A 19123-nucleotide genomic window follows, 5' to 3' on the forward strand; every position below is an offset into this window, starting at 1 on the left:
CGTACCCCCTTCAGCCCTGCGCGACGACGAAGTCGTACGGCGCCATCGGCCCGATGAGCCGCAGCTCCACGCGGCCCTCCCAGCGCTCGCCGAACTCCTTCAGCGCCCGCTCCAGGTCCTTGCGCTGGTCGGCCTTGACGAGCAGGGCGACGTGCGCGGCGTCCCATTCGTGGGACGGCTCCCTGAGCGAGGCCTGCAGGTAGTGGCCGGACAGGCCGTCGAGCAGCAGGCGGGTGTCCATGTCCCGCTTGGCCTCGACGGAGGCGGTGATGATCTCGCCGAGCCTGATGCGCTCGTTGCGGGTGGCGTCCTCGGAGGTGCCGCGGATGGCGTCGCGCAGACCGGCGGCCTCCGGGCTCTCGGCGAGGATCTCCGTCAGGACGGGCCCTTCGGCGTAGCGGCCCTTGACGACGTACTGGGCGCTGCCGGCCAGCTCGTCGAGGGCGGCCACGAAGTCGTCGTGGTGCGGCGCGAGCAGCTCGTCCACGACGGCGCCCGTGTCGGACAGCACCGCCCCGAACCGGAACGGCAGCACGGGCCCCTTGGCGGCCACGCTGTCCAGCAGCTCCTCGTGGGCCAGCAGGTCGTCGGGACGGCCGAGCGGCTTGTCCACGTTCACGCCGCTCACGACGGCCGCGATCTCGCCGTGCTTGACGAGCCGCACCTCGCCAGGAGGCTCCCCCAGCCCCTTCTGGTCGCGGCTCACCTCGGTCTCCGCGGGGACGATGCCGTAGACGTACGTGGCGAGGTTCTGGATCTCCTGGGTGGCCTGGCCGGACCCGGAGACGTTGGTCGAGCGTCCCATAGCGCTTGCTCTTCCTCTCACTTGAGCCGCATCTTCCTGGTGGGGGCGCTCCGGGGTTCCTTCTTCTCGTCGGCCTGCCCGGCCTCCTCGTCCGACCCGCTCAGCTCGCGCTGCTCGTCGCCTTCGACCATGCCCTGGATGACCTCCTTGGAGGCGTCCTGGCCGGAGCCGCCGCCCTTGGCCAGGCCGATGGCCTCGGGCAGGCTCTGCTCGCTCTGGGACATGTCCAGCCGGTTAGCGGCCTCGGCGAAGCGCAGGTAGGTGTCGACGCTGGCCACGACGACGCGCGCGTCGATGGTCAGGATCTCGATGCCGACAAGGGACACCCGGACGTAGGCGTCGATCACGAGCCCCCGGTCGAGGATCGTGTCGATGACGTCGGCGAGGCCGGTGGGGCCCCGCCCGCCGCCCTGCCCGGCCGACGCCGGCTGCACTGACGTAGTCATAGTGTGGTTCTCCCTCCGCCTCACCCGGCCTGCCCGGTGAAACCGACACGGAACCACATACGATCGAAAACCGGACAGATTTGGGATACGTCTCGCTCACGGGCGACTACTCACCGCGAAAATTGAGGCGCGAGGGTGTTTACCTCAGCTGCTCGCGCGTACGGCCAGCTGCGGCGTCAGCAGCGTCGAGTCGGGCACCACGCGGCCCTCCAGCTTGTCCATCACCAGCCTGACCGCCTCCCTGCCCACCTCCTCGGCCGGGATCAGCACGGAGGTCAGCGGCGGGCTGGCCCGCTCGGCGACGTCGTCGGGGCAGATCGCCACCACCGCCACGTCGTCGGGCACCCGGCGGCCGAGCTGGCGCAGCGCGGCCAGCACGTGGCCCACCGCCGACTCGTTGTGCACGACCAGCCCGGACAGGCCGGGGTGGTCGAGCAACAGGTCGCGGACGGTCTCGTACACCTCGTCGAACGTCTCCTCGCAGGGCAGCGCGACGCCCTCGATGCCGTGCGTGCCCAATGCCTCGACGAAGCCCTCGCGGGTGCGGGTGGCGAAGCCGGTGCCGCGGTCGTAGACGACCGAGGGGGCGCCGAGCAGCGCGATCTCCTCGTGCCCGCGCTCGGCCAGGTGCTCCACGCAGCGCGCGCCGGCGGCGCGGAAGTCGAGGTCGACGCAGGTCAGCCCGGCGGGCTCGGCCGGGAAGCCGATGAGCACGCTCGGCTCCGGCAGCTCGCGCAACAGCGGCACCCGCAGGTCGTCCAGCTCGACATCCATCAGGACGAGCGCGTCCACGAGCGCGCTGGCGGCCACCCTGCGGATGCCCGCGGTGCCCTCGTCGGCGGTCAGCAGCAGCACGTCGTGGTCGAAGCGGCGGGCCGCCGTCACGACCGCGCTGGCGAAGCGCATCAGGACGGGCACGTGCATACCGGCGCGCAGCGGCAGCACGAGCGCGATCACGTTGGAGCGCTTGCTGGCCAGCGCGCGGGCGCCGGCGTTGGGGTGGTAGCCCAGGACGCGGACGCTGTCGAGCACCCGCCGCCGGGTGTCGGCCGAGATCGTACGCTTGCCGCTCAGCACGTACGACACCGTGCTCACGGCCACGCCGGCGTGCTTGGCCACCTCCGCGATGGTGACCGTGCGCCCGCTCAAGCCCCGGCTCCGAACTCGATCACCGTCAGCGTCACGCCCTCGTTCTCGAACACCACGTACAGATCGTGCACCCCGTCCACGCCTTCGAGGGAGACCGGAATGGCCTGATGGTCGTACCGGCCGGTCCTGGGCACGGGGAAGCCGGCCGGCGCGGGGCCGTGCAGCGGGTCGCCGAGCCGGACGGTGATCATGCCGCCCTCGGTGCTGCCCGCCCTGGCCACGCAAGTGGTGACGCCGGTCAGGTCGACCTCGCGGAACAGGATCCAGGCGCCCTCGGCGTCGGAGCGCACGGCGTCGCCGTCCGATCGGCTTGCGTCCACGAACGTGATCGCGTCGTACGCGTCGTGGCAGGCGGCGCGCAGCGGCCCGCGCTGCGGCGGCACGACCTCGCCCTCGACCTCGAAGCCCGCGCTCAGCCGCAGGTCGGTGGCGCTGCGGCCGACCATGAGCCGGTGCGGCGCGCGCTCGACGACGAACCTGCCCCTGGTGACGTCCCAGAACGCGAGATCGGAGACCGGCAGCCGGAGCTCCACCGTACGGCTCTCGCCCGGCCCCAGCCGCACCTTCTCGAACCCGCGCAGCCGGCGCAGCGGCTGCTTGACCCGGGAGCGCTGCTGGTGGGTGTAGAACTGCACGACCTCGACGCCGGGCCGCGGCCCGGTGTTGGTGACCGTCACCTCGGCGTGCACCACGTCGCCGTCGAGGCGGACGCGCAGCCCCGTGTAGCCGAACGTGGTGTAGCTCAGCCCGTGGCCGAAGGGGTGCAGGGGGACGCCGCGGAAGTACTGGTAGGTGGCGTCGGAGGCGATGATGTCGTAGTCGAGCAGGTCGGGCAGCTCGTGCTCGGAGCGGTACCACGTCTGGGTCAGGCGGCCCTCGGGGTCGGCGTCGCCGAACAGCACCTCGGCCAGCGCGTGGCCGTACTCCTGGCCGCCGTGGGCCGACCAGAGCACGGCGGGCAGGTCACCGGTGGTCCAGGTCAGCGGGTAGCCGCTGGTGAGGACGAGTACGGTGCGCGGGTTGGCCTCGCGCGCGGCGCGTATGACGGCGTCCTGCGCGGGGGCCAGCGCCAGCGTCAGCCTGTCCTCGGTCTCCCTGCCGTTGACCAGCGGATGGTCACCGGCCACCACGATCGCCACGTCGGCCTCCGCGGCCAGCCTGGCGGCCTCGGCGGTGCCGCTCCTGACGACGTCCATGGCCAGCCAGACGGCCTGGTCGGCGTCGTCCACCAGGCACAGCACGCCGTCGTCCGCGGCGCCGACGTAGCAGCCGGTCGAGATGTGGCGCAGGGCCAGCGTGCCGCGCGGCCGCTCCTCCATGCGGAACGTCTGGCGCACCTCCCACCCGTTCGGCCCCGGCTGGTCGTTGACCAGGGTGGTGCCGTCCACCGAGACGAACCGGCCGGTGGTCACGGAGCGCAGCGCGTACGCGCCGCCGCCCCAGTCGAAGACGTCGAACAGCCCCGCCTCCTGCGCTCCCACGCCGAGCGGCCCGCCGGCCGGGTCGGCGGCGACCGGGCCGGACTCGGCGGTCAGCGTCACCCGGTCCACCGCCTCGCAGAACACGGCCTCGCAGCGCTCGGCCAGCCCGGCGCGGGCGGTGACGGCGTACGGCAGCGTGCCGCTGTACCAGTCCTCCATCAGCGTGTCGCCGAGCTGCCCGAGCACCGCGACCTTGCGGACGTCGCGCAGCGGCAGCAGCCCGTCGTTCTCCAGCAGCACGAACGAGCGCCGCGCCGCCTCCCTGGCCAGCGCCCGGTGCTCGGGGCAGTTGACGACGGAGTCGGTGACGTCGTCGTACGGCGTCGCCGGGTCGAACTCCCCCAGCCGGAACCTGATGGCGAGGGCGTGCCCGGCGGCCTGGTCGATGTCCTGCTCGGTGAGCAGCCCCTGGTCGAGCGCGGCACGCAGGTGGCCGAGCGTGGCCTCAGCTCGGTCGTCGTCCTGGGTGAAGCTGTCGAGACCGGCCTTGACCGCGTGCGCGTACGCCTCGGGCAGCGTGTCGTGGTAGCCCTGCAGCCCGGTGAGGTTGCCCGGCGCGTACGCGTCGCTGACCACCAGCAGGTCGCCGGGGGCCCAGGCGCGCAGCACCTGCCCGATGAGCGGGCTGAGGTGCGCGGGCCGCCCGTTGACCAGGTTGTAGGACGGCATGACGGCCACCGCGGCGCCCGACTCGATGGGCTGCTTGAAGGCGGGTAGCTCGTACTCGTGCAGCACCCTGGGCGGCAGGTTGCTGGAGGTGGTGCAGCGGTCGGTCTCGTTGTTGTAGGCGAGGAAGTGCTTGAGCGTGGGCGCGGTCTTGAGCACGGCGGGCGGCCCGTCGTCGTCGGGAGCGCTCCCACCGAGTCCGCGCGCGTACGCCGTGGCGAGGACCGAGGTCAGCCACGGATCCTCGGAGTAGCCCTCCTCGTTACGCCCCCACCGCGGGTCGCGCAGCGGGTTGACCACCGGCGCCCACACGTTGAGCCCCGCCCCCGCCGGGTCCTTGTGGTGGCAGGCCACCACCTCGTCGCCGGCCGCCGCGCCCACCCGGTGCAGCAGGTCAGGGTCCCAGGTCGAGGCGAGCCCGATGGCCTGCGGGAAGACGGTGGCGGGGCCGAGCCAGGCAAGGCCGTGCAGCGCCTCCGTGCCCGTACGGAAGGGGCCGATCCCCAGCCGCTCCACCGGCGCCTGGTACTGGTGCAGCAGGCCCAGCTTCTCCTTGATGGTGAGCCTGCGCAGCACGTCGCCGATCCGGTCGTGAAGGGGGGCCGCTGGGTCGCGGAAGGGGGGTTCTTGCATGATCATCCCTCTGAGAGTGTCGAAGCGCTTCGACGACCGGCCTGGGGAAGTTACGCGGAAATTTCAGTGGATTGACTGAAGGGTGCACGCCCATGTGACCAAGGTCAAGGGATTCGCGCCAATCCTCCCGGCAATCTTCCCGAATCGATCGAGTCGAGCACCCGCGCCGCACCCCCGAGCGCCGCCGCGTCGTGCCCCAGCGTCGAGGCCACGACCTCGGGCGCTCCCGGAGCGACCACCCGCCTGCCCAGCTCGTCGTGGACGGCGGGCAGCACCCACGGCGCCAGCGGGACGTAGTAGCCGCCGAGGATCACCACCGCCGGGTCGAGCAGGTTGGTCAGGATCGCCACGCCCTGGCCGAGGCCCGTGCCGACCGAGGTGAGCCGGGCCAGCGTGCCGGGATCGCCGGAGCGCGCCTGGCGGACGACCTCCTCGATCTCGGCCTGCGTCTCGGCCGGCGACAGGTCTTTGCGCAGCACCGCGCCGATGCCGGCCACCGCCTCCAGGCAGCCGCGCCGGCCGCAGTGGCAGACGGGCCCTTCCGGGTCGAGCTGCACGTGGCCGATCTCGCCGCTGTAGCCGAGCCCGCCCCTGCGCAGCCGGCCGTCGAGGATGATGCCGGCGCCCACGCCGACGCCGCCGCTGAGGTAGACCAGGTCGGCGGCGCCCGCGTGAGGGCCGAAGCGCTGCTCGGCGAGGGCCGCGAGGTTGGCGTCGTTGTCGACCTGGATGGGGAAGCCGGGGTCGCGCAGCGCCTTGGCCAGGTCGCCGCCGAGGTCGGCGTCATGCCAGCCGAGGTTGGGCGCGAGGCGCACGGTGCCCTGCACGTCGACCAGGCCGGGCACGGCCACGGCGAGGCCGAGCACCTGGCGCTCCTCCTTGGCCATGCGGTTGACCACCCGCCGGACGATCGCGCCGACACCCGCCACGCTCTGACTGACCGAGTCGCCACCCGAGAACGCCCGCCGCCAGGTCAGCAGCCGTCCGCCCGCGAGGTCGGTGGCCACGGCCGAGACGGTGTCGACGCCGATCTCGACCCCGATGGCCGCGTACGGCGAGCCGTCGAGGACGAGCATCGTGGCCGGCCGGCCGACGCGGTTCTCGGTCAGCCCGGTCTCGCGCACGAGCCGGCGGTCGATGAGGTCGGCGACCAGGCTGGAGACGGTCGCCTTGTTCAGCCCCGTGGAGGCCGCGATGTCGGCGCGCGAGCACGGCGCGTGCTCGCGGACGAAGCGCAGCACGACCGCGAGGTTGGTGGCCCGTACGTCGGCGAAGTCGGCCGGCTGAGGGCCGGTCGTAGAAGTGATCAATATCAGCCCCGTTCCCGCCAAGAAGTGATCCCAGCATGCCGCATCGCCGGCTTTCTCCACCAACCGGAGACCCGCCGCTGCGGCGGTCCGTTATGCGGGTTGCTCATCGGCACCAACCTGTGACCGTCGCGATCCCTTGTGGCTGCAGTCACACTCTACTAATTTGTTTGGTCGAAATACCAACTAATTGTAGGTGGGGCGCGGTCCGCGGTCCACCGCGGGCGGCGGCGTTCCGCGCCCCAGCGGCCCATCCCATCCCGAGGAGGGACCCCCTCATGCCGACACCCGACCCGACCCGCCGCGCGTTCCTCGGCCTGGTCGGCGCAAGCGTCCTGGTGGCGGGCTGCGCCGAGAAGAGACAGGCGCCCCAGGGCACGGCCGTGGCCGCCGACAAGCTCAAGAGCCTGGTGCCGACGCGGGTGCCGTTCGAGATCCCCGGGCTGAAGCCCGACCTGCCCGCCTCCGAGTTCGTGCAGGCGGGCTTCCTGACCCGGCCGGCCCAGATGGTGCAGGCCGTCACCACCCCGCCGCTGACCAGCGGCAAGGAGGTGACCGCGATGACACCGCTGTGGGGCACGGTGCCGCCGGGGCTCGGCAGCAACTCCTACTACGAGGAGGTCAACAAGCGGCTCGGCGGCGTCGTCCGCTTCAACATCTCCGACGGCAACACCTACGGGCAGAAGCTCAGCACCGTCCTGGCCAGCGGCGACGTGCCGGAGATGGTGATGGTCCCGGAGTGGGAGCTGGTCAAGATCGGCCGCTTCACCGAGGCGGCCAACAAGCTCTTCGCCGACCTGGGCCCCTACCTGGCCGGCGACAAGGCCAAGGAGTTCCCGCTGCTGGCCAACTACGACACCGCGGCCTGGCAGTACGGCGTCTTCGGCGGCGTGCTCCAGGGCATCCCGTGGCAGAACGACCCGTACCCGTTCGCCACCTTCGTCCGCCAGGACATCATGAAGAAGCTCGGCCTCGAACACCCCAAGAGCGCCGACGACCTGCTCACGCTCGGCGCGGCGATCACCGACGCCAAGGGCAAGCGCTGGGCGTTCGGCGGCGGCATGGAGCAGGAGATCCAGCGGGCCTTCGGGGTGCCGCGCGAGTGGCGCAAGAAGAGCGACGGCACGCTGGAGTACAAGTACGAGACAGAGGAGTGGGCCGCCCACATCGAGTTCGTCGCCAAGCTCTTCGAGGCCGGCCACGTGCACCCCGACGTCGTGGCCAACAAGGACGCCGACAACAAGGCCATCTTCGGCAGCGGTGAGATCGTCGTCTACCGCGACGGGCTCGGCGCCTGGCACGAGGCGCTCGGCCGCTTCCAGGCCGACAACCCCGACTTCGACATGCAGATCGTCGACCCGTACCCGGCCAAGCCCGGCGGGCGGCTCACCATGTGGCGCAACGAGCCCGCCAGCATGTTCATCTTCATCAAGAAGGGGCTCGGCGACGCCCGCACCCGCGAGCTGCTCGCGCTGTCGAACTGGGCCTCGGGGCCGTTCGGCACCCAGGAGTACGAGCTGTGCTACAACGGCGTCGAGGGCAGGCACTACACGGTCGAGGACGGCAAGGTCAAGCAGACCGCGCTCGGCCGCAAGGAGGTCGCGCCGACCTACCTGTTCCTGTCCGGCCGGCCCAACGCCAACGCGATGAGCCAGTACGACGGGCTCGTGCAGTCCCTGTGGGACTGGCAGACCAAGGCGGCCGCGATCCTGGAGAACGACCCGTTCGTGGGCATCCGGGTGGAGCGGCCGTCGAAGATGGCCGGGCTGGTCACGCCCACCGAGGACAAGATGCAGGAGATCTTCCGCGGCAAGCGGCCGATCTCCGAGTGGCCGAAGATCCTCAAGGACTGGCAGGAGCAGGGCGGCAACGAGGCACGCGAGTTCTACATGAAGGTCGCGCGCGAGAACGGGCGGCTGTGAGGGCGCCGAAGACGGGCACGGGGACCGGCGAGAGCGCGGGCATGGGCACGGACACGGGCGCAGGCACGGGCGCAGGCACGAGCCCAGGCACGGGCGCAGGCACGGGCCCAGGCACCGGCACGGGCGCAGGCACGGGGAGGAGTGCGGGCGAGTCCGCGGTCGGGAGCGGCGGCACGGCGACGGCAGAGCGGCCGCCACGCCGCCGCGCGCCCGGCCGCCACGCGCCCGCCGCCCACGCCGCGAGCGGGCTGTCGTGGCGGGCCAAGCTGCGCAGGGACTGGCCGTTGCTGGTGATGAACCTGCCGATGCTGCTCGTCGTGGTCGCCTTCTGGTGGATCCCGGCGCTCGGCAACGTCATCGCCTTCCAGGACTACAACCCGTACACCGACGGCATCCTCGGCAGCCCCGTCATCGGCTTCACCAACTTCGCGCTGCTCTTCGAGGACCCGCAGTTCCTGCGCGCGATCACCAACACCCTGTCGATCACGGCGTTCCAGCTCGTCTTCTACTTCCCCGTGCCGATCATGCTGGCGCTGCTGCTCAACAGCATCGTCTCGGCCCGGCTGCGGGCGTTCGTGCAGGGTGTGGTCTACATGCCGTTCTTCTTCTCCTGGGTGCTGGTCGTCGCCATCTTCCAGCAGATGTTCGGCGGCGCGGGCCTGCTCGCGCAGATCCTGCGGGAGAACGGCCGCGAGGCGGTGGACTGGATGACGAACTCCGACACGTTCATCCTGCTCATCACCTCGCAGACGATCTGGAAGGACGCCGGCTGGGGCGCGATCATCTTCCTGGCCGCGCTCAGCACCATCGACCCCAACCTGTACGAGGCCGCCGCCGTGGACGGCGCCCGCCGCTGGCGCCGCATGTGGCACATCACGCTGCCCGGCCTGCGCCCGGTGATCGTGCTGCTGCTGATCCTGCGCCTGGGCGACGCGCTGAACGTCGGCTTCGAGCAGTTCATGCTGCAGCGCAGCGCGGTCGGCAGCGAGGCGTCCGAGGTGTTCGACACGTTCGTGTACTGGTCGGGCCTGCGTACCGGGGACCTCGGGTACGGGGCGGCGGCCGGGCTGTTCAAGGGCCTGGTGGGGCTGCTGCTGATCCTGGCGGCCAACCGGGTCGCGCACGCCATGGGGGAACGAGGGGTGTATTCGCGATCATGACGGCTTCGACGTTCACGCGCGGCAGGGGCCGGCCGGCCCGGCTGGCTCCCTGGGAGGAACGCCCGTCACCGGTCGGGCAGCTCGGCAAGGGCACGCTGGTGACGCTGATCCTGGTGGCCGTGCTCGGCCCGCTCTACACGATCGTGCTCACCAGCCTCAGCTCGTCGGCCACGGTGACCGCGGCCGGAGGGCTGGTGCTGGTGCCGGACGGCATCACGTTCGAGGCGTACCGGCAGATCTTCTCCGACACGGTGGTCAGCCGGGCGATCCTGGTCAGCACCGGCGTCACCGTCGCCGGGACGCTGATCAGCGCCGGGGTGAGCGTGCTGGGGGCGTACTCGCTGTCGCGGCCCGGCTCGTTCCTGCACCGGCCGCTGCTGTTCAGCGTGCTGCTGATGTTCGTCTTCTTCCCGGGCATCATCCCGGTCTATCTGATGGTCAGCGGGCTGGGGTTGAAGGACAGCTACTGGTCGCTGATCCTGCCGACGGCCGTGTCGGCGTTCAACGTGGTGGTGCTGCGCTCGTTCTTCATGAACATCCCGAAGGAGATCCTGGACAGCGCCCGCATCGACGGAGCCGGTGAGTTCCGCATCCTGTTCAGGATCGTGCTGCCCATGTCGAAGGCGGTCACGGCGGTGGTGGCGATGTTCTACGCGGTCGGCTACTGGAACGCGTGGTTCAACGCGATGCTCTACATCGACGACACCCGCAAGTGGCCGCTCGCGCTGATCCTGCGGCAGTACGTGGTCGACTCGAACCCGCTGCCGGCCGCCACCGCGGGGGTGACGGGGGACGCGCCGCCCACCCTGGCCATCAAGATGGCCATCGTGGTCATCGCGGTCATCCCCGCGCTCGTCCTCTATCCTCTGGTGCAGCGCCACTTCACCAAGGGGGTGATCGTGGGCGCGGTCAAGGGCTGAGCCCGCGGGTCAGGAGTAGAAGTGCATGACCAGGGCCAGGCCGCCGAAGTGCACGAGCACCACGATCGTGATCAATGACACGAACACGAACTTCGCCGGGCCGTGCTCGAAGTGTTTGCCCTCCTCCAAGGGGCGCAGCTTGGCCTGGCGCTCGGCGATGCGCTCCTCGATCGGCTTGCGGTGGAACACGGGCGACGTCCCTTCAGGGGCGGAGGGGTATCCTTAGTGGGCTATTAGTTGGTACACAAAGTAATTTATCAGACGCCCCCGGAGGTCCCACCACATGGAGCCTGTGACAGAGCCGACAGATCTCCTCGCGCTGGACCGTCAGGTGTGCTTCGCCCTCAGCATCGCCTCCCGGAGCGTCATCGCCCTCTACCGGCCGCTGCTGCAGCCCATGGGCCTGACCCACCCGCAATATCTCGCCATGCTGGCGCTGTGGCAGCACGAGCCGCTGTCGGTCAAGGAGCTGGGCGAGCTGCTCCAGCTCGACGCCGGGACGCTGTCGCCGCTGCTCAAGCGGCTCCAGTCGCTCGGTTACGTCAACCGTGAGCGCAACGCCATGGACGAGCGCTCCCTCGTCGTCACCCTGACTCCCGAGGGGCGGCGGCTGCGGGCCGAGGCCGAGAAGATCCCGCCCGCGATCGTCGACCGTCTGGGGATGAGCCTGTCCGAGCTCCAGGACCTGCACGCGGTGCTGAGCCGCGTGATAGAAGCCGCCCGCCCCTGATTCACTTCATCAGCTCGTACGCGCTGTACGCCGTCACGCCGTACGCCAGGTGCGGCACGACGTCGGACGCCCAGGAGGACGCCGACCACTCACGCGGATCCGTGATCCCGAGCGCCGTCATGGGCCCGTTCGACCCCACCATGGCCAGCGCCGTCAACGCCAGCACCCCGACCGGCCACGGAACCCGCCGCTTGGACGCGAGCATCCCGTAGCAGACCGCTGCCCCGGCCCCGGTGGCGTACCCCACCAACGCCCCGAGCGCCTCCTTCCTGTTCTCGGCCTGCTCCTTCTCCCCGAGCCCCACCCCGCCCATCTCGGCCAGCTTCCCCACGGTCTCGGCCGGCGTGCTACTGGCCGCCCGCGCCCTGACCGCCATGTCGAGGTAGGTGACGAGATTGAGCGCACAGGTCCCAGCCGCCCCGGCGATGAGCCTCTTGCCAAGTGTCTGCATGCACCTTCGACTACCCACCTGCCACGAAGAAGGCCCTCCTGCCCGAAACACCCCAGCCAGACAGGAGGACCAGCCCCTCCAGGAGGGGCGCTCAAGGGAGCAACCCCACTTCGACCAGCCCAGACCCCTCAGCTGAGGAGGAGATCAGGCTCCGACGACCGGACCCCACCCCCAGCCAGGCAAGAGAGCAAGCTCCACCGAGCGGACCCCCACCCCCTTCCCAAAAGGACCCCAACCAGGCAGGAGAGCAGGCTCCACCGAGCGGACCCCACTCCCTCCCAAAAGGACCTCAGCCAGGCAGGAGGGCAGGGTCCGGCGAGCGGGCCCCACCCCCCTCTCTCCAAAGGACCTCAGCCTGGCAGGAGGGGCGCTTCCTATGACGAGGTGCAGGTCAACGTGGGTTGGGTGCTTTCTCCTGTGGCGTTGAAGCCGAAGGACGTTGTCGCGCCCGGGCCGACGTTGCCGTTGTAGCCGGCGTTGGTCACCGTGACGGACGTGCCTGACTGGGTGGGGGTGCCGCCCCACAGGTTGGTGACCTGCTGGCTGCCCGGCCAGGTCCAGGTGACCTTCCAGCCCGAGATGGCACTGGTGCCGGTGTTCTTGACTGTGACGTTCGCCTGGAAACCGCCGGGCCAGGAGTTGCCGGGCTCGTAGGTGGCGGTGCAGCCGGTTTCGGGGCTGACGGTGGGGGTGACCGAGACCGTCGGGGTGACCGAGACCGTAGGAGTGACGGTGATCGGCGGGCCGGTGCGGTCGCCGTAGATGATGCCGCGGCCGTTCGTGCCCAGGTAGACCCGGCCGTACACGCGCGGGTCGCCGGTCAGCGCCTCGCCCATGTTGCCCCACTGGTGCTCGTCGTCGTTGATGCGCAGCCAGCTCGACCCGCCGTCGTCCGAGCGGTACAGGCCGGTGACGCCGTCGATGGTGGCGACGGCGAAGACCGCCTGATAGGTGGCTCCGGGCGCGGCCTTGCCGAAGCCGACGTTGACCGCGTTCGTGATGCCGGCCAGCTTGGTGAAGGAGGTCCCGCCGTTGGTGGAGTGCCAGATGCCGCCCTCGCCGGCCACCCACAGGTCGCCCTCGACGCCGGGCACGGCCTTGAACTTGCCGGTCGTGGGCAGCCCGGTGGCGGCGGTGGCGGTGAAGGTGGCGCCGCCGTTGGTGCTGCGGTACAGGCGGCCGCCGCTGAGGCCGTAGAACGCCATCGGGTTGACCCGGTCGGACTCCACGACCGCGTCGGTGGGCAGGCCGGACGCGGTCTGCCAGGAGTTGCCGTACCCGACGGAGTAGACGGGCGTGACGCCCTTGGGCGCCCAGACGAAGCGGGAGCCGTCGGCCGCCGCGGCGACCGTGCCGCCCTCGTTGACGCCGCCCGGCTCGGTGCCCTGGAACCAGTTGGCGCCGCCGTCGGTGGAGAAGGCGACGTGGCTGTCGTTCGGGCGGTCGGCGTCGGTGAAGTTCCCGGCCCTGACCATGATCGACGGCGCCTTCTCGGCGTAGTCGAGGCTGGTCGTGGAGGTGAAGGTCGGCTGGGTGAACATCATGGACGGAACGGCGTCCAGGTCGGTGTGCCGGAAGCCGGCGATGTCGCCGAGGCCGCTGATCAGGGGCGCGCCGCTGGGCGGGCTGATGAGATCGAGGACGGCGGTCTCCTCCAGGCCCCTGGCCATGGGCCTGATCGTGAACTTGCCGCCGGAGTCCCACTGGGTGAGGTTCTCGGTGCCGTAGATGGTGGCGCCGGTGCCGTACATCATCCGGTCGGAGTCGAACGGGTCGATCTCCACCGACTCGGTCATCCAGCCGAGCTTGGGCGTGACCTCGGGCGGCTGCGGGTTGGTGCCGAAGGTCAGCCAGGGGTTCTCGGAGATGTTCATGGTGTAGCGGAACGAGCGATCGGGGTAGGAGGTCCAGTCCCAGACCCGGGTCCAGGTGGCGCCGGAGTCGGTGGAGCGGAAGAAGATGACGTCGGGCCACCAGGAGATCTGCGTGGCGACCATGATCGTCTCTGGGTTCTGCCGGTCGATGGTCAGGCCGCTGTAGCCGAAGTAGTCGTCGGAGCTGGACGACGGCACGGGGCTGATCTGGGTCCAGGCGCCGGTGGCGGTGGCGTAGCGCCACACGTCGCCCTTGCCTCCGTCGTACGGTCCGCCGGTGTCGCTGGTGGCGATGTAGAGGTAGCCGTTGACCGTGTCGAGCACGCCCTTGTGGGCGATGTAGCCGGTCGGCTGCCCGGCGAGGCGCGACCAGGTGGCGCCGCCGTCGGTGGTGCGGTAGACGGTGTTCTCCTTGTCGGCGACGCCGACGTAGATGGTCCTGGTGGCGCTGCCCGAGGTGGACGATCGCTTGTCGAAGGTCACCCAGACGACGCCGGGCCGGTGGCTGAGGTAGCCGTTGGGGTCGTTCGGGTCCTGGGCGTAGTCGCCGGCGTTGGGGAAGCTGGTCACCTTCGACCAGGTGGCGCCGTGGTCGGTGCTGCGCCAGAGGCCGTTGCCGTTGGGCGCGCCGAAGTACAGGACGCGGTTGTCGTTGGGGTCGACCGACAGCGCCTCGCCCATGCCGCGGCCCGGCATGTTGCCGCCCAGTTTGAACGGCAGCGGCGTGACCTGCCAGGTGTCGCCCTTGTCGGTGGAGCGCAGGATGGCGCCGTTGCCGGGATCCCAGCTGTTGGTGTACATGCCGACGGCGGCGTACACGCGGTTGGTCTGGACGGGGTCGGTGGCCAGGCTGATCACGCCGTTGTAGCCCCACTTGTCCCAGCCGACCCAGTCGAGCAGCGGGGTCCAGGACTTGGTGGACTGGCTCCACCGGTACGCGCCGCCGATGTCGGTGCGGGCGTAGATGAGGTTGCGTTCCGTCGGGTTGAAGACGATGCCGGGGACGAAGCCGCCGCCGTCGATGCGCACGTTCTTGAACGCGTACGGGTCGGAGGCGACGGCCGAGACCGGTGACATCCGCACCACGGCCGCCACGAGCAGGACGGCGGCGGCGGTGAGCAGGACCAAGAGCCTTTTTGGCATGCGCGGCTCTCCCTTTCCTGGCGCCCGCTGGAGGGCGCACCAAAGGCGTCGATGACCGCCATGCACGAGCAGAATGCGAGACCCTGACCGTCGCCGCGCCTTCGCGCATGAGCTTTTCAAGAAGGCTCACACACCCGCGCACCGACGGTCAATAGTTTGGATGCACGACGAATTAACCAGCGACAGGAACGCTGCTCACAGCCCGTTCAGAACGCGCGCCGAGCGCCGCCCACAACGCGATCGCGATGTAGACGAGCTGTTCGGGGATCCGCTCGACCAGCGGCGAGGCGATCGAGGTGCCGGCGATGGCGGCGTAGATGTTGGCCGGCAGCAGCCCGACGAACAGCAGCGCCAGGCAGATGCCCGCGGGCCGCCTGAAGCGGACGAGCACCAGCCCGGCCGCCCCGGCCAGCTCCAGCACTCCGGTCAGATACACCACGAACCCGGGGAACGGTACGAACGGCGGCACCATGGCCACCATGTCCCCGTAGTTGGGCATGAAGGTCACCCCGGCCGGGACGAAGTGCGCGCTCGCCGTCATGACCAGCATCACGGCCAGCCCGTGCGCCGCGCTCACCCGCCACGTGCCGAACCGGCCCACGCCGAGCGCGCCGAGCCCCCTGAACGCCAGCGTGGCGACCAGCAGAACGATCAATGTCACGAGAGCCCCCATTGGATAGCAGTACTACCTGGAAATTAGATAACACCACTATCCAGCAGAGTGCAACTCCTTAACGGATCCGGTTCTTCGGCGGCGGCGCGACCCTCACCTTCGACCCCCACCCGGTGTAGGTCGTCACCATCTGGAACCGGCCGTCCGTGGGCACGTTGTCGACGGCCTGGCGCGCGGTGACGAGCTTGCGCGGCAGGTTGTCGGGGCCGAGCGTGAGCGCGTACGTCAGCACGGCGTCCCCCGCCCCGCCACCGAAGGGCAGGCTCGCCCGGAACCACGGCGACACCTTCCGCAGCGTGGCGTAACCGATCTTGCCGGAGTACGTGCGGCCCTTCTTCTTGCCCTTGAGCAGGACCTTCAGCGTGGCCGGCTCGGCCGGGTTCACGAGCTGCCCGTAGGTGCCGGTGTAGGAGCCGGTCGAGCCCAGGGGCTCCTTGGCGAACGTGCCGTCCCCGGGGCTGAACACGTCGACCTTGTGCGTGGTCCAGCTCTTCCCGCCGATCCAGATCGTACGGCCGCCGTCCACGGCGTACAGGCGGTCGAAGACGCCGCCCGAGTACTTCTTGACCTGGGCGGTGATGTCGGAGGCCGCGATGCCCTTCTTGCCGAACCGCCACTTACCGGTGCGCCGTAAGAACGTCGTGGTCCCGGAGTCGTTCACCAGGGACGTGGCGTCGCGGAACGTGACGCCCCTGCCCGGCTTGAGCGTCTTCTGGAGCGCCTTGACCGGGTCTGCCAGGGCGGCCAGGGCAGGGGTCGTCAAGGCAGGGGTGGCGGCCATGGACACGCTCATGGCCGCCACGGCGGCTACGGCGATCTTCCGCATGGAGTTTCCTTCCTTCGGGAGATCGCAGAGTCTGCCGAACCTTGATCACGACCTGGTGAACGCGAAGTCCTTGATCCGCAGGTCGCCCTTGAACACCACGTACAGGTCGCCTGAGCCCGCCTTCGCCGTCGCGGTCACGTCCGCGTACCGGTAGATCCCGCCGGTGGCGGGCACCTGCACGGTCGCGAGCAGCGCGCCGGTCGGCGAGCCGCGCCGCACCTCGAACGAGCCGCCGCCGGTCGAGGCCACCGACGCCGTGAGCCGGGAGCCCCACGCCGCGCGGGTGAAGGCCAGCCAGTCGCCGGCCGAGCCCTCGACGACCTCGCCGCTCACCTTGCTCTCGTCGGCGAAGGTGACGTCCGCGTAGTCGTCGAAGTCCATGGCCCTGGTCGGCTTGGTGAGGTCGCGCACGGGCACCGTCTCGCCGGAGACGCGCAGCGTCGTGGACTGGCGGATGCGGTCGGAGGCCGAGCCGACGAGCACGTCGTGGGCGGCCTTCTCGACCGTCCACCTGCCCCGGGTGTGGTCCCAGACGGCCAGGTCCGCCTTCTTCAACGGGAAGCTCACCGTACGGCTCTCCCCCGGCTTCAGCGTCACCCGCTGGAAGCCGCGCAGCTGCTTGACCGGCTGCGCGAAGCGCGAGCCGCGCTGGTGGGTGTAGAGCTGCACGACCTCGTCGCCGGTCACCCTGCCGGTGTTGGTCACCTTCACGCTCACCTTGTCGCCCCGCACGCGCAGGCCCTGGTAGCCGAACGTGGTGTAGCTGAGGCCGTGGCCGAAGGCGTAGAGCGGCTTGTCCCTGTTGTACAGGTACGTCATGCCGGTCTTGACCAGGTCGTAGTCCAGCAGGTCCGGCAGGTCGTCGCCGGCCGGCCAGGTCTGGGGCAGCCGCCCGCCCGGGTTGACGTCGCCGAACAGCACGTCGGCGATGGCGTGCCCGGTCTCGGCGCCCGCGTGCGTGGTCCACAGCAGCGTCGGCGCGTCCACGATGACCGGGTAGCTGGTCTCCAGGACGACCACCGTGCGCGGGTTGGCCTTGCGCACGGCGTCGATCAGCCGCCGCTGGCCGTCGCCCAGCTTCAGCGTGTCGCGGTCGTGGAACTCGCGGCCCGCCACGAACGGGTGGCTGCCCACCACCACGACCGCGACCTGCGCCTTCTTCGCCTGCGCCGCGGCCTCGGCGATGCCGTCGGAGACGACCTCCTTGGCGAACGCGGCGGCCTGCGCCTTGGGCACCAGGCCGAGCGTGCCCTCAGGGGTGACGCCCACGTACGCGTCGGGCAGCGCGAACCAGCTCTCGACCGTCTCGTAGCCGGCGTACCTGATGAGGTAGGCGCCGCCGGGCTGCTTCTCCAGGGCGAACTGCTGGGAGACGTACCAGCCGTCGGGCTCGGCGTCGTCGGTGTCGAGCGAGCGCCAGTCGCCGCCGAGCAGCCGGCCGTTGCCGGCGTTGCGCAGCGTGGAGACGCCGCCTGTCCAGTCGGTCAGGTCCCACTGGGCGGCCGCGGTGGGCGCGGTGCCGGTGAGCACGGCGTTGTCGTCGGGCCCGGTGCCGGTGGCGGTGAGGTACGTGCCGCTCTCCACGTGCTTGAGCGCGATGCGCTCCAGCCCTTCGCCGGTCGTCACGCCGGGCACCCGCTCCTTGATCCCGTCGAGCGGCGTCACCTGGTACGGCAGCTGCCCCGAGTACCAGTCCCGGTAGAGCTTGCCGGCCAGCGGCCCGACCACGGCCGCCGACGTCGGCCTGCCGAGCGGCAGCACGCCGGAGTTCTTCAGCAGCACGGCCGCCTTCGCCGCGGTCTCGCGGTTCAGCTTCTGGTGGGCGGCGCTGTTGATCACCTCGGCGCCGATCTCCTTGTACGGCCCGCCGTCCGGGTCGAAGTGCCCGAGCCTGGTCCTGATCGACAGCACCCGCCCGACGGCCTCGTCCACGTCGTCCTCGGTGATGCGGCCCTGGTCGAGCGCCGCCTTGAGGTTGGTGACCAGCGGCCCGATGTCGCTGCCGTCGATGGTGAAGCTGTCGAGCCCGGCCTTCAGCACGGCCGCGAACGCCTCGGGCTTGCCCTCGTAGTAGTGCTCCAGGTCGGTGAGCGCGTGCGGCCCCCAGGCGTCGCTCACGTTGTAGAGCGTCTTGCCGGTCCAGGACCTGACGACGGTGTCCAGGTCGGGGTTGACGTGGTTGGGCCGCCCGTTGACCAGGTTGTACGACGCCATCACCCCGGTCGCCGCGTCGGCCGAGATGGCCGCCTTGAACGCCGGCTCGTAGTACTCGTGCCTGAGCTTGGGCGTCAGGTTGGAGGAGGTGAGGCTGCGGTCGGTCTCGTTGTTGTAGGCCAGGTAGTGCTTCAGGACGGGCGCGGTCTTGAGGTAGAAGGGGTCGTCGCCCTGGAGGCCCTTGCCGTACGCGGTGGACATGGCCCCGGTGAGCAGCGGGTCCTCGGAGTAGCCCTCCTCGTTGCGGCCGGCCCTGGGGTCGCGCAGCAGGTCGACCACGGGCGCCCACACCTGCAGCCCCCACAGGACGGGGTCGGTGGCGTTGTAGCCGCGCGCCTCGTCGCCCACGGCCGAGCCGACCCGCTTGACCAGCTCCGGGTCCCACGTGCTGGCCAGGCCCACGGCCTGCGGGAACACCGTGCCGCTCGCGAACTTCTGGTTCCAGTTGTCGTCGAGGTGGTTGGACCAGGCGACGCCGTGCAGGGCCTCGGTGCCGTTCTTGTGGTAGCCGATGCCGAGCCGGGGGATCGCGGGCTGCGACTGGTGCAGCAGGCTGAGCTTCTCGTCCAGCGTGAGCCGGCCGAGCAGGTCGGAGACCCGCTGGTCGAGCGGGAGTGCCGGGTTCTGGAAGGGGTGGCTCGGGGCGGCCTGGGCGGGCGCGGCGAGCAGGGACGCGGCCAGGGTCAGGGTGGCTAATAACGGGACTTTTCGCATCTTGGGGTC

At 70.5% G+C, this 19123-nt stretch carries 15 protein-coding genes; 4 read left to right on the plus strand and 11 right to left on the minus strand.

Features of this window, described 5'->3' with window-relative positions; translation table 11 throughout:
• Positions 1–10 precede the first annotated feature (10 nt).
• From ACFFR3_RS04880 to ACFFR3_RS04900, 5 genes are all read right to left on the minus strand, one after another.
• Positions 11–805 (minus strand): GvpL/GvpF family gas vesicle protein, encoded by a 795-nt coding sequence (locus ACFFR3_RS04880; RefSeq protein ID WP_345409536.1) that lies wholly within the window; start codon positions 803–805, stop codon positions 11–13.
• Positions 806–822: 17 nt separating this feature from the next.
• Positions 823–1251, minus strand: coding sequence for a gas vesicle protein GvpJ (gene gvpJ, locus ACFFR3_RS50220; protein ID WP_446686036.1), 429 nt, complete (start codon positions 1249–1251; stop codon positions 823–825).
• A gap of 144 nt (positions 1252–1395) precedes the next feature.
• Entirely contained in the window at positions 1396–2400 is a 1005-nt protein-coding gene (locus ACFFR3_RS04890; RefSeq protein ID WP_345396197.1) for a LacI family DNA-binding transcriptional regulator, read from the minus strand.
• Positions 2397–5186 carry a glycoside hydrolase family 3 C-terminal domain-containing protein gene (locus ACFFR3_RS04895; RefSeq protein ID WP_379482654.1) on the minus strand — a complete coding sequence of 930 codons (2790 nt, stop codon included), beginning with the start codon at positions 5184–5186 and terminating at the stop codon, positions 2397–2399. Before ACFFR3_RS04895 ends, ACFFR3_RS04890 begins: the two co-directional genes overlap by 4 nt.
• Positions 5187–5284: 98 nt before the next feature.
• Positions 5285–6490: an ROK family protein gene (locus ACFFR3_RS04900; RefSeq protein ID WP_345396194.1), complete on the minus strand. Its 1206-nt coding sequence runs from the start codon at positions 6488–6490 to the stop codon at positions 5285–5287.
• A 275-nt stretch (positions 6491–6765) separates the two neighbouring features.
• Here ACFFR3_RS04900 and ACFFR3_RS04905 point away from each other — a divergent pair, with 275 nt between their 5' ends.
• The 3 genes from ACFFR3_RS04905 to ACFFR3_RS04915 are packed head-to-tail and all read left to right on the plus strand — an operon-like array spanning position 6766 to position 10489.
• Complete coding sequence (locus tag ACFFR3_RS04905) at positions 6766–8409, plus strand: extracellular solute-binding protein (protein WP_345396191.1); 1644 nt, start codon at positions 6766–6768, stop codon at positions 8407–8409.
• A 41-nt stretch (positions 8410–8450) separates the two neighbouring features.
• A complete protein-coding gene (locus ACFFR3_RS04910; protein ID WP_379482655.1) occupies positions 8451–9569 on the plus strand; it encodes an ABC transporter permease in 1119 nt (372 codons plus the stop codon).
• Positions 9566–10489, plus strand: coding sequence for a carbohydrate ABC transporter permease (locus ACFFR3_RS04915; protein WP_364364975.1), 924 nt, complete (start codon positions 9566–9568; stop codon positions 10487–10489). The genes ACFFR3_RS04910 and ACFFR3_RS04915 overlap by 4 nt, the downstream gene beginning before the upstream one ends.
• Positions 10490–10498: 9 nt before the next feature.
• On the opposite strand, the gene ACFFR3_RS04920 is transcribed toward ACFFR3_RS04915, so the two are convergent.
• Entirely contained in the window at positions 10499–10678 is a 180-nt protein-coding gene (locus ACFFR3_RS04920; protein WP_345396182.1) for a hypothetical protein, read from the minus strand.
• 94 nt (positions 10679–10772) lie between these two features.
• Between ACFFR3_RS04920 and ACFFR3_RS04925 the strand changes: the two genes are divergently transcribed.
• On the plus strand, positions 10773–11219 hold the full coding sequence (locus ACFFR3_RS04925) for a MarR family winged helix-turn-helix transcriptional regulator (RefSeq protein WP_364364972.1): 447 nt from the start codon (positions 10773–10775) through the stop codon (positions 11217–11219).
• Between the two features lies 1 nt (position 11220).
• Here the strand turns inward: ACFFR3_RS04925 and ACFFR3_RS04930 are convergent, their stop codons facing one another.
• The 5 genes from ACFFR3_RS04930 to ACFFR3_RS04950 form a co-directional block, all read right to left on the minus strand.
• The gene (locus tag ACFFR3_RS04930; protein WP_345396176.1) at positions 11221–11670 is read right to left on the minus strand and encodes a hypothetical protein; all 450 of its coding nucleotides are present in this window, start codon (positions 11668–11670) and stop codon (positions 11221–11223) included.
• Between the two features lie 374 nt (positions 11671–12044).
• Positions 12045–14687 carry a cellulose binding domain-containing protein gene (locus ACFFR3_RS04935; protein WP_379482656.1) on the minus strand — a complete coding sequence of 881 codons (2643 nt, stop codon included), beginning with the start codon at positions 14685–14687 and terminating at the stop codon, positions 12045–12047.
• A 172-nt stretch (positions 14688–14859) separates the two neighbouring features.
• Positions 14860–15348: a DoxX family protein gene (locus ACFFR3_RS04940; protein WP_345396174.1), complete on the minus strand. Its 489-nt coding sequence runs from the start codon at positions 15346–15348 to the stop codon at positions 14860–14862.
• Between the two features lie 70 nt (positions 15349–15418).
• Positions 15419–16186: a hypothetical protein gene (locus ACFFR3_RS04945; protein WP_345396171.1), complete on the minus strand. Its 768-nt coding sequence runs from the start codon at positions 16184–16186 to the stop codon at positions 15419–15421.
• 45 nt (positions 16187–16231) lie between these two features.
• Positions 16232–19114, minus strand: a complete 2883-nt coding sequence (locus tag ACFFR3_RS04950) for a glycoside hydrolase family 3 C-terminal domain-containing protein (protein ID WP_379482657.1) — start codon at positions 19112–19114, stop codon at positions 16232–16234.
• Positions 19115–19123: the final 9 nt, after the last annotated feature.

Origin of the sequence: Nonomuraea salmonea (assembly GCF_042428605.1) — a bacterium.
Lineage (GTDB): Bacteria > Actinomycetota > Actinomycetes > Streptosporangiales > Streptosporangiaceae > Nonomuraea > Nonomuraea salmonea.